Source organism: Massilia timonae, assembly GCF_001866515.1.
Lineage (GTDB): Bacteria > Pseudomonadota > Gammaproteobacteria > Burkholderiales > Burkholderiaceae_D > Telluria > Telluria timonae.
The window spans coordinates 423,438-436,848 of record NZ_JRYB01000001.1; the positions used below are offsets into that span (position 1 = coordinate 423,438).

The following is a 13,411-nucleotide window of genomic DNA, read 5'->3' on the forward strand; positions in this document are numbered from 1 at the left end:
TCCCCGCGTTGGGCCGGCGCTAAGTGAAAATCGTGAAGAGAATCGCCATTGATCCTGTCAGAGGTATGAGCAAGAGGCGTGCCACCGCGGCTTCAGGGGGCGTACCTCAACGGACCGCATCCGGATGCTGCATTGCGGTGCATCGCTCACCATGATGATGCGCCCGCATGCACCGCGTTCAAGATCGCGCTGGTGTGCCGGCCCAGGCCTGCGGGTCGCTGCCGTCCCATACCCGTCCGCCGAGCAAGGTCGAGCTGCGCATCGGGGAGGCGGGCAGCATCGTGCCGGTGCGTTCGGCCGCTTCGCGATACAGGTCGATGCGGTTGACCTGGGCCGCCAGCGCCAGATAGGGAGGCGCTTCGCGCAGCAGGCCCCAGCGCCGGTGCTGGGTCATGAACCACATGCCGTCCGACAGCCAGGGGAAGTTGGCCTCGCCGTCGGCATGGAAGCGCAGGCCGTTGTGACCGCGCCAGCCGCCGCCTCCGCGGTGCTCGTCGATGTGGCTGCCGGCCAGGCAGAACTGCAGCGTCTCGCGGCTGGCGTTGACATAGGCGGGACTGGCCAGCACCTCGGCCGCGGCTTCGCGGTTGGTGCGCGAGGCGTCGAGCCAGCGCGCCGCTTCCAACAGCGCGGCGATCATGGCGCGGCAGGTGTTCGGGTGGCTGGCCGCGAAGGCGGCGCGCGTGCCGAGCGCCTTGCCCGGATGGTTCGGCCATATCTGTTCGCTGGACGCGGCCTGCACCCCGGCGCCGTCGCGCTGCGCGCGCTGGCCCCACGGCTCGCCCGCGCAGAAACCATCCATATGCCCTGCCGCCAGGCTGGCCGCCATCTGCCCGGGCGGCACCGTCACCGCCTGGCAGTCGGTGAGCGGATCGATGCCATGCGCGGCCAGCCAGTAATACAGGAACATCGCGTGGTTCCCGGTCGGGAAGGTGTGGGCCAGGGTCAGCTTGCGCCCTTTCTCGTCCACCTCGCGCCGCAGCAGGCCGGGATCGCGGGCGGCGTTGGCGAGCGCGCGCGACAGCGTGATGTTCTGGCCGTTCTGGTGCAGGTTCATCAACACCGCCATATCGCACTGCTGGGTGCCGATGCCGTTCTGGATGCCATAGACCATCCCGTACAGCGCATGGGCCGCGTCGAGCTGCTGGCCGATCAGGCGGTCGCGCATGGCGGTCCACGACAGCTCGCGGGTGAGCTCGAAGCGCACGCCATACTGCTCGTCGAAGCCGAGCACCGACGCCATCACCAGCGGCGCGCAATCGGCCAGCGGCATGAAACCGATGCGGACGGTCTCGATCTCGGGCCGGTCGGTGCCGGCGATCCAGGCGCCTTTGCCTGCCAATGTCATACGTCTCCTTGTCCTTGTATATAGTAAAGCGTGGCCTAGCCCAGCAGGTCTTCCACGTCGATCAGGCGCTGCGCGACTTCGGCCAGCTTCAGGTTCTTGTTCATCGCCAGGGTGCGCAGGCGCTGGTAGGCCTGCTCCTCGGTCAGGCTGTAGCGGTTCATGAGCAGGCCCTTGGCGCGATCGACGGTCTTGCGCTCCGCCAGCTTCTGGCGCGTGTCGCTCAGCTCATCGAGCAGCTTCTGCTCGCGCCGGAAGCGCGCCAGCGCCACGTCCAGCACCGGCTTGACGCGTTCGGCCTGCAGGCCGGCCACGATATAGGCCGAGACGCCGGCGTCCATCGCCGCGTCCATGCTGGCCGGCGCATCGTCTTCGGTGAACAGGACGATCGGCCGCCGCGCGTCGCGGGTGGCGATCACGATGTGCTCGAGCACGTCGCGCGCGTCGGACTCGCTGTCGGCGATGATCAGGTCGGGCTGCAACTGGGCGATGCGCTCGGGCAGGAAGACGTCGGCCGGGAGCGAGGCGATCAGGTCGTAGCCCGATTCGAGCAGGCCGATGCGCAGCGCCGTGCTGCGCCGGGCCTGCGCGGCCTGGGCGGCATCCGGGTCGATGCCGGGTGCTGTTGCGGAAAGCACGACGACGATCCGCAGGTGTGGTGAAGCACTGTCTCGCGATTTCATGTGCTTACGATATGCAAGATTCGCACCAGGCGCGAGCATCGACGATTAGCCATGCCCTTCTTATGCAAAACCCCTTGGCCGAGATATTCGCATGACGAATATCTTGCATGAGAGCAACTTTACAACCATTCACCAGACGCATCGCTGGAATCACAAATCTAAAGTTTGTTTATGACGGAGACGCCCCTATACTGCAACGCAACATCGAAGTATTTATCTCAGGGGAACAATCATGACTGCAGCCATCCAACGCACCAGCTTCTTCGCGGCAGCCATCTCGGCCATCCGCAGCTTCTCGCAAGAACTCTACGTCGCCCACGGCGGCTACGCTCCGGCAGTGCGGGGTTGATCATGCACCCGCTCGAATATATCACCATCGCCCTGGCCGTCGTGGCCGTGGCAGCCCGCGTTTCCATGTTCCTGCCGCGTCCGCCAAAGGGTCCGTTCAAGGCCCTGTAAACCACGTGCGATTGCGGCGCACCATCGTCGCAATACCCGCTCCGCCTCTCGCGCCGGCCGTACTGACGTACCGCCGGCGCTTGTCTTTACAGCAAAAAAAACCTGTCATATTTCGCGGTCGCGGTGAGTGCCTGCGCTAGAATGCATGCGCATTTCTGGCAAGCATCTTTGGCAACCAAGCCATTTCTCACTCATCAGACTCCACATGCGAACACCTGCACTTACCCTGTTTGCGGCCTCTTTCGCCGCACTGATCGCGCTGCCGGCGGCGGCATCCACCCCCATCACCCTCGACCAGGCCATGAGCCATCCAGACTGGATCGGCACCCCGGTGGAAGACGCCTGGTTCAGCTGGGACGGCAAGCAGGTGTACTACAAGCAGAAGCGCACCGGCTCGCCCGTGCGCGACGTGTTCCAGGTCACGGCCGGCAAGTCCCGGCTGGTAGCCGATGCCGAACTGCCGAAGATCGACAGCGCCGACGTGGTCTACAACCGCAACAACAGCCGCATGCTGGTCCTGCGCAACAACGACCTGTTCGAGCGAGACCTCAAGTCGGGCCAGCTGGTCCAGGTCACGCGCGGCGCCAGCCGCATCACCGCCGCCCAGTACACGGCGGACGAACGCGCGGTCCAGTACCGCATCGGCAACGACTGGTATGTGTGGGACCGCGGTAGCCGTGTCACCGGCCCGGCCGCCCTGCCGCGCGCCGCCAAGGACCCGAACGCGCCCGAGGAAGATCCCTACCGTTCGACCGAGCTGCGCCTGATCGAGCACCTCAAGCGCCAGAAGGATGACCGCGACGCCCTGCGCGAGCGCACCGACGAACTGCGCCGCGCCGACGCCTCGATGGCGCCGGGCCCGGTCTACCTGGGCGACAAGGTCACCATCGAAGGCAGCTCGCTGTCGCCCGACGGCCGCTGGCTGCTGGTGGTCACCGCCGCCAAGAGCGCCGACAAGGGCCGCGCCGGCAAGATGCCGCGCTACGTGAACGAGTCGGGCTACGAAGAGACCGAAGACGTGCGCACCCGCGTCGGCCGCAATATGCCGGTGCCGCATGCACTGAAGCTGGTCGACCTGCGCACCAACAAGGTGCAGGACATCGCCTTCGATGCGCTCCCCGGCGTCAACGTCGACCCGCTGGCCGAGCTGCGCGCCGCCGCCAAGAAGGATCCGCTCAAGGGCAACCGCCCGGTGGTCGTTTCGGGCGGCCGCAACGCGATCGACTGGAGCGCCAACGGCGCCAACGTCGCCGTCATGCTGCGCGCGGTCGACAACAAGGACCGCTGGATCGCCAGCGTCGACCTGGGCGCCGCGAAACTGAAGCCTCTGCACCGCCTGACCGACGGCGCCTGGGTCAACTACGACAACGCCGAATTCGGCTGGCTGCCGGACAACCGCACGCTGTGGTACCTGTCCGAGGAAAGCGGCTACTCGCACCTGTACACCAAGGACAGCGCCACCGCCGCTGCCCCGCGCGCCCTGACCACGGGTAAGTGGGAAGCCAGCGACGTGCGCTGGACTTACGACGGCAGCACCGCCTACATGCTGTGCAACCGCGAGACCCCGGGCGACTACGAAGTCTGCGCCGTCAACGCCAACAGCGGCAATGTACGTGAAGTGACCAGGCTCGATGGCGTCGAGAAGTTCGCCCTGTCGCCGGACGAGAAGAAGCTGCTGGTGCACTGGTCGTCCAGCTACACCCCGATCCAGATCGCGACCGTGCCGGTTTCGGGCGGCGAGCCCAGCAAGCTGACCGACACCCGCACGCCGGAGTTCAAGGCGCGCGAGTGGATCCAGCCGCAGTACGTGGCCGTGCCTTCCAGCGCCGGCGGCGATCCGGTGTGGGCCAAGCTGTATCGTCCGGCCCAGCTCGAGCCGGGCAAGAAGTATCCGGTCGTGATGTTCGTGCACGGCGCCGGCTACCTGCAGAACGTGAGCAAGCGCTATCCGAACTACTTCCGCGAGCAGATGTTCCACAACCTGCTGGTGCAGAACGGCTACGTGGTGCTCGACATGGACTTCCGCGCCTCGAAAGGCTACGGCAGCAAGTGGCGCACCGCGATCTACCGCCAGATGGGCCATCCGGAACTGGAAGACTACATCGACGGCGTCAAGTACATGGTGAATCAGCACCAGGGCGACGCCGCCAACGTCGGCATCTATGGCGGCAGCTACGGCGGCTTCATGACCTTCATGGCCCTGATGCGCGCGCCGGACACCTTCAAGGCCGGCGCCGCGCTGCGCCCGGTGACCGACTGGACCACCTACAACCACGAGTACACCGCCAACATCCTGAACACCCCGGACATCGATCCCGAGGCGTACAAGAAGTCGTCGCCGATCGAGTACGCGCAGAACCTGAAGGGCCACCTCTTGATCTCGCACGGCATGATCGACGATAACGTGTTCTACCAGGACTCGGTGCGCATGGCGCAGCGCCTGATCGAGATGAAGAAGGACAAGTGGGAACTGGCGAGCTATCCGCTGGAGCGTCACGGCTACGTGCAGCCGGAGGCGTGGTATGACCAGTATCGCCGGATTTATGAGCTGTTCGAGCGCTCGCTCAAGCAGAAATAATCTAGTCGGATCAAAAGGCGCCTGTGGGCGCCTTTTTCATTAAATCCTTCCAATAATGTTTATAAAAAATCAAAACCCTTTTAGAGCTCTTTGGAGATGCATCGCAGTATCATTCGTGATGTTATTAACTGGCTGCGCGATCACTCCTTCCATACCTGCAAATAGCTATGCGAACAAGCTCTATCCTTATGAAAGATCAGAGTATTTTTGGATTGATCAATCTGTGACGCGCGCCAGCTTTGAAGAAATAAATGTTCTTTCCAAGACCGACGACACAACTTCTAGGCTAGAGCAACCATTTATCGGCGTGGCGCTGTCTGGCGGCGGTAGTCGCGCAGCATTTTTTTCGCTTGCTGTCCTAAAAGAACTAGAGCAAGAGGGTATCTTAAAACACGTTACTGCCATTTCAACAGTTTCTGGCGGCTCAATCACAGGCGCTCACTTTGCACTGAATTACACAAAATTTGGAAGCAATTATTGGAGCTTTGCGCACAAAGAAATGTTAAAGAGCTTTCGCGACCGCTGGATCGGCCGTTACTTTTTGCCTTGGAACGTAGGTTGGTCGTTGATATCGGACTATGATCGCACAGACGTATTAGCTAAAGTTTATGACAACAACCTATTCCACGGCGCCACTTTTGGAGATTTTGGAACTTCCGGCCCGAACCGACCGGCCATCTTGATCAACGCCGCAAAAGTAAACAACCCACCATTTAATAGTTCACTCCTATCGAGTCGTTTAAATCAAGGAAGTAGTTCGCGATTTAGCGGTTTCACGTTCACAATGGAGAGCTTTTCCGCGCTCGGCTCTGACTTGAGTAAGTATCCCGTAGCCAATGCAGTAGCTGCGTCGTCCGCATTCCCATTAGTATTCAATCCGCTAACCCTAGCGCAATTTCCTCCTAATACATTAGAAACTTTTGTCTCTAGAAAAAAAATGAAGCCCGTTCCCATGGGCTACCTGCACCTAATAGATGGCGGCGTCGCAGATAATCTTGGCGTTGATGCTTTGATAACATCAGCCCAGCACCATTTTCAGAAGCGTTATCTGCTTAACGGCGACATGACTAACTCTTGCTTACTAATATTAGTGGATTCCGATGTTGACAGAAGAAGTTTTCAGGAGGGCCTACGTCGAGATCTACGAAAGTCCATGAGAGATTATCTAGTTGACGATAGCGCAGTGTATGCATTTGATACTCTCTTTGCACGTCGTCGGGAGGAAACGCTCAAGAGCTTGGGAATAAATCTATCTCAACGAGACGGCTTTGAGTATCGCCGTGCAGTTTCAGAGCATGAAGTTGATCTGGGAGAAAATGGATGGTCAGGCACACCAGGTGCGTTACTTACGAATGTCGATCAAAACAAAAGCGTGAAATCAGTTAAGTGCGCAATATGGCACATTTCGCTTAACGAAATATACGGCCTAAATAAAAAAGGATCACTGGCAGAAAATCAAACACTAGATTATCAGAACAAGCTCTGGGCAGTCGCCAATAGTATAAAAACCGATCTAAAGCTAACAGGTGTGGGAAAATGCTCTCCAGAATTTATTGCTGATAGAATATCTGACTCCGCCCGCCTTCTAGTTAGGGAAGACTTACTCAGTAGAAAAACCGTTTGTGAATGGTTTGGAAACAATAAGGCTGGCACACCAAATATTTGCAATCCACCAAACCCCGTTTCAAAAAGGTCACAATTCGACATATATCCCATGAATGCTTCAAACAACTCCCCAGCAACGTTGGTAACATGTGAGCAACCACTGGAGGCTATGCAATAAATCTATTCTCTCTCAACGTTAATAATTTTAGGTGCGCAGCCTGAGCTGAATGTAAACTTTGAAAAACGGAGCCGAATGCGGTGCAAGGCAGAGATTGCGCCGCAGTACACGCATTGCAAGGTAGCGCCAAGGCGGTAATGCGCTGGTTCTGGCAGTCAAAAAACACATTTATTTACGGGTGACCACTTAATATTTTGAATGGCCTTCGAGGAAGTCGAATAACGTGCATGCTACGACTATTGTTGCCTTCCGCAAATCCTCCAAAAGCAGACGTTCGTCAGCCTTCTTAGCGTTCGACTCTTCAACCGTGCGCGGCCCGGCGCCATACAGCACCGCCGGGATGCCGTATTCACCATACAGCCGCGCATCCGCATACAGCGGCGTGCCATGCGCGGGAATCTCCTCGCCCATGATGGCGCGCCCGTGGCGCTGCAAACTCTCCACCAGCGCCGCCACGCCCGGCAAGGGCCGCAGCGCCTGCGACAGCAGCAGGCGCCGGATCTCGAGGCGGATGCCGCTCGAGTCGCGCACCGCCTCCTCGATCAGGGCGCGCACCTGCGCCTCCACCAGCGCCGGGTCTTCTTCCGGGATCATGCGCCGGTCCATCCTTAACACCACCTTTCCCGGCACCACATTGGTATTGGTCCCGCCATCGATGCGGCCGACGATCATGGTCGGCGAGCCGATGCCTGCTACAGCGCTGCGGATCTTCTTCAGCGCCGGCAGTTCGCCATAGATCGCGTTCAGCACTTTCGTGGCGGCCTGCAGCGCGTCGACGGCCGTCTCCGGCATCGCGCCGTGGCCGGCCCTGCCGTGCACGGTCACTTCCAGCTGCAGGCAGGCGTTGTGGGCGGTGACGATGCCATGGCCGAAGCCGGCCGCGATCACGTAGTCGGGCCGGCTCAAGCCCTGGTCCAGCAGCCAGCCCGGCCCCAGCAGGCCGCCGACTTCCTCGTCGTAGGTGAAGTGCAGTTCGACCGCGCCCGACAAGGCCACGCCCAGCGCCTCCAGCGCGCGGGTCGCGAACACATAGGTGGCGAAATCGCTTTTCGAGACCGCCGCCGCGCGCCCGTACAGATAGCCATCCTCGATCACGGCGCCATACGGCGGCCGGGTCCAGCCTTCGCCCGGCGGCACCACGTCGCCGTGGGCGTTCAGCGCCAGCGTGGGGCCGTCCCCTCCATAGCGGCGGCGCACGATCAGGTTGGTGATGCTCTCCAGGCCATGGTCGCGCACCTGCTGCGCCGGCACCGCATGGCGCTCGACCGGCCAGCCGGCGCTTTCCAGCATTCCCGCGATTGCCTCGGCATGCGGCGCGTTATTGCCCGGCGGCGTATCGGTCGGGATCCGCACCACCTCCTGCAGGAAGGCGACCTGTTCGTCGAAGTGGGCGTCGATCCAGCCGGTGAGACGGTCGTGCAAGGGATTGTTCATGGCGCCTTTCCTGTGTTTGTGCCGGTGACCGCGCCGGCCTCGAACCAGGCCCCCACCTGGGCGCGTTCGGCATCGGTCATGTGGGTGAGATTCGCCAGCGGCATGGCTTTCAGTTGGACCGTCTGCTGGTAGATGCGGGCCGCATGCTGGCTCACCAGCTCCGGCGTGTCGAGCATCACGCCGCCCGGCGCCGCGGCGAAACCGGGTTGCGTCGGCTGCTGCGCGTGGCAGGACACGCAGCGCTGGTCCATGATCGTGCGCACCGCCGCAAAGCGCGCGGCAGCGTCGAGCTTGGTGACCGCCGCCGGATCGGCGCTCGCGCGCGGCCTTGGGGCCAGCACGACCGCCAGCGCCAGCAGCAGCGCCACGCCGGCGGCCGGATACCGCCATTCGATGCGGCCCTTGTGGCGCAGGTTGAAGAAGTGGCGGATCAAGACCCCGGCCAGCATGATCACGCCCAGCACGGCCCAGGCATGCGGATGGTTGTAGGTCATCGCATAGTGGTTGCTGATCATGATGAACAGCACCGGCAGCGTGAAATAATTGTTGTGGACGCTGCGCTGCTTGGCCTTGATGCCGTGGCTCGGGTCGGGCTTCTCGCCCGCCAGCATGGCGTTCACCATCTTGCGCTGTCCCGGAATGATCAGCATCGCCACGTTCGCCACCATGATGGTGCCGATCATCGCGCCCACGTGCAGGTAGGCGGCGCGTCCGCTGAGCAGGTGGGTGAGCACCCAGCTGCTGCCGACCAGCAGCAGCCAGATGGTGGCGCCGAACGCCAGCTGGTGCTGCACCAGCTTGGACCTGCACAGCAGGTCGTACACGATCCAGCCGACCACCAGGCTGCCGATGCCGATGCCGACCGCCTGCCAGCCCGTGAGGTCGGCCACGCTGCGGTCGACCATCATCGCCTTCGCGTTCAGGTAGTAGACGACGGTCAGCAGGGCAAAGCCCGAGAGCCAGGTGGAATAGGCCTCCCACTTGAACCAGTGCAGCTCCGGCGGCAGCTCGGCGGGCGCCACCAGGTATTTCTGCGGGTTGTAGAAGCCGCCGCCGTGCACCGCCCACAGCTCGCCGGACACACCCTTGCGCTCCAGGTCGGAACCTGGGGCCGGCGGTTTGATGGTGTTGTCGAGCCAGACGAAATAGAACGAGGCCCCGATCCAGGCGATGCCGGTGATGATGTGCAGCCAGCGCAGCAGCAGGTTGAACCACTCCAAAGCATATGGCGCCAGGTATCCGGTGTCGAACATGGGCTTCCTCGTGAACGCTGAGATGGATCGAAGATACGCCGATTCCAATTTCTGCGACATGAAATTTAGCGTATATTCAACATATCTACCTTGATATACGTTCCGCCCTTGCGATGTCCAGCCTGCCCCGCAACCTCGACCTGCACCTGATCCGCATCCTCTACCTGCTGCTGGTGGAGAAGAACGTCTCGCGGGTGGCGCTCAAGCTGAACCAGCCGCAGCCCTCGATCTCGGCTTCGCTGCGTAAACTCCGCGAGCTGACCGGCGACCCGCTGCTGGTGCGCGGCGCGCGCGGCATGGTGCCGACCCAGCACGGCGAGAGCCTGCTGAAACCGGCCAAGCGCATCCTCGACGAAGCCGAGAGCCTGTTCGTGCGCAAGGCGCCGTTCGTGCCCGAGCAGGCGACACGCACCTTCCACATCGCCGCCCCCGACTATCTCGACGCGCGCTTCCTGCCGAACGTGGTGGCGCTGCTGCGGCGCGGCTCGCCCGGCAGCAAAGTGGTCATCCACGCCCTCGGCCCCGGCCTGGACTACCTGCGCATGCTGTCCGACGGCGACATGGACCTGGTCATCGCCAACTGGGACGAACCGCCCGCCCACCTGCACATGTCCAAGCTGTTTGAAGATCCGATCATCTGCACCATGCGCGCCGACAGCCCCTACGCCAGGCGCACGGCGCCCGACGCGATGACGCTCGAGGATTACCTCGACCTGCCCCACGTGGCCCCGACCCAGATGCTGCCGGGCTACCACGGCGTGATCGACGCATACCTCGAGCGCCATGGCCTGCAGCGCCGGGTGGCGGTCGAGTCGCCCTATTTCGGCGTGATTCCGTATATGCTGACCCAGAGCGACCTGGTGCTGACCACCGGCCGCCAGTTCATCCGCGCCTTCGAAAAGGCGCTGCCGCTGAAAAGCTTCACGGTGCCGCTCAAGTTTCCGCCGATGCGCTTCTACCAGCTGTGGCACCAGCGCGTGCACCAGTCCACCGAACATAAATGGCTGCGCGACCAGGTAAGCAGCGCGGCGCGGGCCCTCAATCAAGAATAGCCAGGAGCAGACATGCCGACGATCCAGGAGCTGAACCAACTCGACGCCGACGCTTTCACCAAGGCGCTGCATGGCATCTACGAGCATTCACCCTGGATCGCGCAGCGCGCCGCGTCGGCCCGCCCCTTTGCCACCCTGGCGGCGCTCAAGCTGGCCTTGCAGGCGGCGGTCGACGGCGCGAGCGATGCGCAGCAGCTGTCCCTGCTGCGCGCCCACCCGGAGCTGGCCGGCAAGGCCGCCATCGCCGGCGAGCTGACGGCCGAGTCCACTGGCGAACAGGCCAGTTCAGGGCTGGACCGCTGCACACCCGACGAATACGCCCGGCTGCACGCGCTCAACGCCCAGTACAACGAGCGTTTCGGCTTTCCCTTCATCCTGGCCGTGAAAGGTCCGACCGGACGCGGCCTGGCGCGGCAAAGCATCATCGACACCTTCGTGCGCCGCCTCGACAACGCCCCTGGCGACGAGCTGCGCGAAGCGCTGCGCCAGGTGCACCGCATCGCCGAGATCCGGCTCAATGCCCTGCTCGGCATCGAACCCGCGATCGGCGTCACCGTGATGGACTGGTGCGAGACCCTCGGCGCCATCAGCGACAGCGACGCCGACCTGACCTGCGCCTACATGACGCCGGCCCACCAGCGCACCGCCGCCGCCATCGCCGGCTGGATGCGCGACGCCGGCATGGCGGTCCACGTCGACGCCGTCGGCAACGTGGTCGGCCGCTACGCCGCCGCGCGGCCGGGCGCGCCGACCTTGACCACCGGCTCGCACTATGACACCGTGCGCAACGGCGGCAAGTACGACGGCCGGCTCGGCATCCTGCTGCCCATCGCCCTGGTCGGCCGGCTGCATGAACGCGGCGAGCGCTTGCCCTATGACCTCGAAGTGATCGCCTTCGCCGAAGAAGAAGGCGTGCGCTATCGCAGCACCTTCCTCGGCAGCAGCGCGGTGGCCGGCGGCTTCGATCCGGCCCTGCTCGATGCGCGCGACACCGACGGCGTTCCGATGCGCGAGGCGCTGGCCGCCGCCGGCCACGACGTGGCCGCCATTCCCGCCATCGCGCGCGATCCCGCGGGGGTGCTCGGCTTCGTCGAGGTGCATATCGAGCAGGGTCCGGTGCTGCTCGAGCGCGGCCTGCCATTGGGCGTGGTGAGCGCGATCGCGGGCAGCTCGCGCTACCTGGTCGAACTGAAGGGCGTGGCCAGCCACGCCGGCACCACGCCGATGGGCATGCGGCGCGATGCGGCGGCGGCCGCTGCCGAGATCGTGCTGCTGGTGGAACGCCGCTGCAACGGCCCGGCCTCCCTGGTGGGCACGGTCGGCCAGCTGGAAGTGCCGGCCGGCTCGGTCAACGTGGTGCCCGGCGCCTGCCGCCTGTCGCTCGACATCCGCGCCGCCGACGACGCAACCCGGCTGGCGGCGGTGGATGAGATATTGGCTGGCATCAGCGCCATCTGCGCGCGGCGCGGCATCCAGGAAAAACTGTACAAGCTGCTCGAGATCGATGCGGCGCCGTGCGCGCCGCGGCTGATGGCGCAGCTGGGGGCCGCGGTCGAACGCGCCGGCCTGCCGTCCTTTGCATTACCCTCCGGCGCCGGTCACGACGCGATGCGCATGGCCCGGCTGACCGAGGTCGCGATGCTGTTCGTCCGCTGCGGCAACGGCGGCATCAGCCACAATCCGCTCGAGACCATGAGCGCCGACGATGCCGAAGTCGCCGGCGCGGTGATGCTCGACTTCCTGCGCAACTTCACTCCGGCGGCAGCGCCGGCAGGATCAGCGTCGTGAGCAGCTTCTCCGTCAGCGGATGCGGCCCCGGCACGCGGAAGTTGGTGGTGGTGATGACCACCACCGCATCCCACTCCGGCAGCACGTAGACCTTGTTGCCGCCCAGGCCAGACATCGCATAGGTGCCCACCTTCCTGTCGCCCACAGTGAACGGCTGCAGCCACCACAGGTAGCCGTAGTCGACGCCCTCGCGCACCTGGGCATGCGGCTTGATCGAGCGCTCGACCCAGGCTTGCGGCAGCACCTGCTTGCCGGCCCACTTGCCGCCGTCCAGGTAGAGCTGGCCCAGCTTCCACAGGTCGCGGCTGCGCAGGCTCAGGCTACCGCCGGTCATCGCCGCCCCCGACGGCTGCAGCTGCCACTTGACCGGCTCGATGCCCAGCGGCTTGAATAACACCTCGTCGGCGAAGTCCTGCACGCTGCGTCCGGTCGCGCGCTCCAACAGCGGCGCGATCAGGGCGGTGCCCGCGGTGCAGTAGCTGAAGGCGCGGCCATACGGCTGCTTGTCGGGCGGCGGCGTCCATTCGGGAAAGCCGCGCACCGGCAGGTCGAGGTAGAAGCGGCTCCAGTCCTCGATCAGGTACATGCGCTCCTCGTGCCCGCGCGAGAACTCGTTGAAATCGTCGCACTCGACGATGGAACTCATGGTGAGCAGGTCTTCGACCGTGATGCGCTCCTTGCGCGGATCGGGGTGCGCGACCGGCATCTTGTCCTTGAAGAAGGGCATGACCGGCGCATCGATCGTGAGCAGCTTGCGCTCGACGGCCGCCCCGACCAGCATGCCGCCCACGGTCTTGGTCACCGAACGCGTGTTGCGCAGCCCTTGCGCCCCTTCGCCGTCGAAGTACTGTTCGTAGAGCACCTTGCCGTGGCGCGCCACCAGCACGCTCGTGATCTGCTTGAAGTTGCCGGCCTTGATCTCGCCCGTCACGGCATCGAAGCTCGCCGCGCCGGCGCCGCCCGCCGCCAGGGCGCAGGCCCCGGCAATCGCACATCGAAGATACTTGCGCATGCATTCCTCCTCGTCATGGAAACC

Annotated in this window: 9 protein-coding genes; 4 read left to right on the plus strand and 5 right to left on the minus strand. The window is 63.5% G+C overall.

Features of this window, described 5'->3' with window-relative positions:
- Nucleotides 1-178: 178 nt before the first annotated feature.
- Entirely contained in the window at nt 179-1,348 is a 1,170-nt protein-coding gene (locus LO55_RS01855) for a CmpA/NrtA family ABC transporter substrate-binding protein (protein ID WP_071360220.1), read from the minus strand.
- A 35-nt stretch (nt 1,349-1,383) separates the two neighbouring features.
- Nucleotides 1,384-2,028: an ANTAR domain-containing response regulator gene (locus tag LO55_RS01860; protein WP_040776989.1), complete on the minus strand. Its 645-nt coding sequence runs from the start codon at nt 2,026-2,028 to the stop codon at nt 1,384-1,386.
- 664 nt (nt 2,029-2,692) lie between these two features.
- On the opposite strand from LO55_RS01860, the gene LO55_RS01865 reads away from it, so the two are divergent.
- Nucleotides 2,693-5,065, plus strand: coding sequence for a S9 family peptidase (locus LO55_RS01865; protein ID WP_071360221.1), 2,373 nt, complete (start codon nt 2,693-2,695; stop codon nt 5,063-5,065).
- Between the two features lie 118 nt (nt 5,066-5,183).
- On the plus strand, nt 5,184-6,848 hold the full coding sequence (locus tag LO55_RS25630; RefSeq protein ID WP_229410243.1) for a patatin-like phospholipase family protein: 1,665 nt from the start codon (nt 5,184-5,186) through the stop codon (nt 6,846-6,848).
- A gap of 186 nt (nt 6,849-7,034) precedes the next feature.
- Here the strand turns inward: LO55_RS25630 and LO55_RS01870 are convergent, their stop codons facing one another.
- On the minus strand, nt 7,035-8,282 hold the full coding sequence (locus LO55_RS01870; protein WP_071360222.1) for a M20/M25/M40 family metallo-hydrolase: 1,248 nt from the start codon (nt 8,280-8,282) through the stop codon (nt 7,035-7,037).
- Nucleotides 8,279-9,535 (minus strand): urate hydroxylase PuuD, encoded by a 1,257-nt coding sequence (locus LO55_RS01875; protein WP_071360223.1) that lies wholly within the window; start codon nt 9,533-9,535, stop codon nt 8,279-8,281. The genes LO55_RS01870 and LO55_RS01875 overlap by 4 nt, the downstream gene beginning before the upstream one ends.
- A 113-nt stretch (nt 9,536-9,648) precedes the next feature.
- On the opposite strand from LO55_RS01875, the gene LO55_RS01880 reads away from it, so the two are divergent.
- Both LO55_RS01880 and LO55_RS01885 read left to right on the plus strand, forming a co-directional pair.
- Entirely contained in the window at nt 9,649-10,587 is a 939-nt protein-coding gene (locus LO55_RS01880) for a LysR family transcriptional regulator (RefSeq protein WP_071360224.1), read from the plus strand.
- Nucleotides 10,588-10,599: 12 nt separating this feature from the next.
- Nucleotides 10,600-12,375, plus strand: coding sequence for an allantoate amidohydrolase (locus LO55_RS01885; RefSeq protein WP_071360225.1), 1,776 nt, complete (start codon nt 10,600-10,602; stop codon nt 12,373-12,375).
- Here LO55_RS01885 and LO55_RS01890 read toward each other — a convergent pair.
- Nucleotides 12,338-13,387 carry a serine hydrolase domain-containing protein gene (locus LO55_RS01890; protein WP_071360226.1) on the minus strand — a complete coding sequence of 350 codons (1,050 nt, stop codon included), beginning with the start codon at nt 13,385-13,387 and terminating at the stop codon, nt 12,338-12,340. The two genes, LO55_RS01885 and LO55_RS01890, sit on opposite strands and share 38 nt — an antisense overlap.
- Nucleotides 13,388-13,411: the final 24 nt, after the last annotated feature.

Coding starts and splice junctions, on each gene's coding strand:
- LO55_RS01885 (WP_071360225.1), top strand. CDS start 10,600: ATGCCGACGATCCAGGAGCTGAACCAACTCGACGCCGACGCTTTCACC.
- LO55_RS01880 (WP_071360224.1), top strand. CDS start 9,649: ATGTCCAGCCTGCCCCGCAACCTCGACCTGCACCTGATCCGCATCCTC.
- LO55_RS01860 (WP_040776989.1), bottom strand. CDS start 2,028: ATGAAATCGCGAGACAGTGCTTCACCACACCTGCGGATCGTCGTCGTG.
- LO55_RS01890 (WP_071360226.1), bottom strand. CDS start 13,387: ATGCGCAAGTATCTTCGATGTGCGATTGCCGGGGCCTGCGCCCTGGCG.
- LO55_RS01855 (WP_071360220.1), bottom strand. CDS start 1,348: ATGACATTGGCAGGCAAAGGCGCCTGGATCGCCGGCACCGACCGGCCC.
- LO55_RS01870 (WP_071360222.1), bottom strand. CDS start 8,282: ATGAACAATCCCTTGCACGACCGTCTCACCGGCTGGATCGACGCCCAC.
- LO55_RS01865 (WP_071360221.1), top strand. CDS start 2,693: ATGCGAACACCTGCACTTACCCTGTTTGCGGCCTCTTTCGCCGCACTG.
- LO55_RS25630 (WP_229410243.1), top strand. CDS start 5,184: ATGTTATTAACTGGCTGCGCGATCACTCCTTCCATACCTGCAAATAGC.
- LO55_RS01875 (WP_071360223.1), bottom strand. CDS start 9,535: ATGTTCGACACCGGATACCTGGCGCCATATGCTTTGGAGTGGTTCAAC.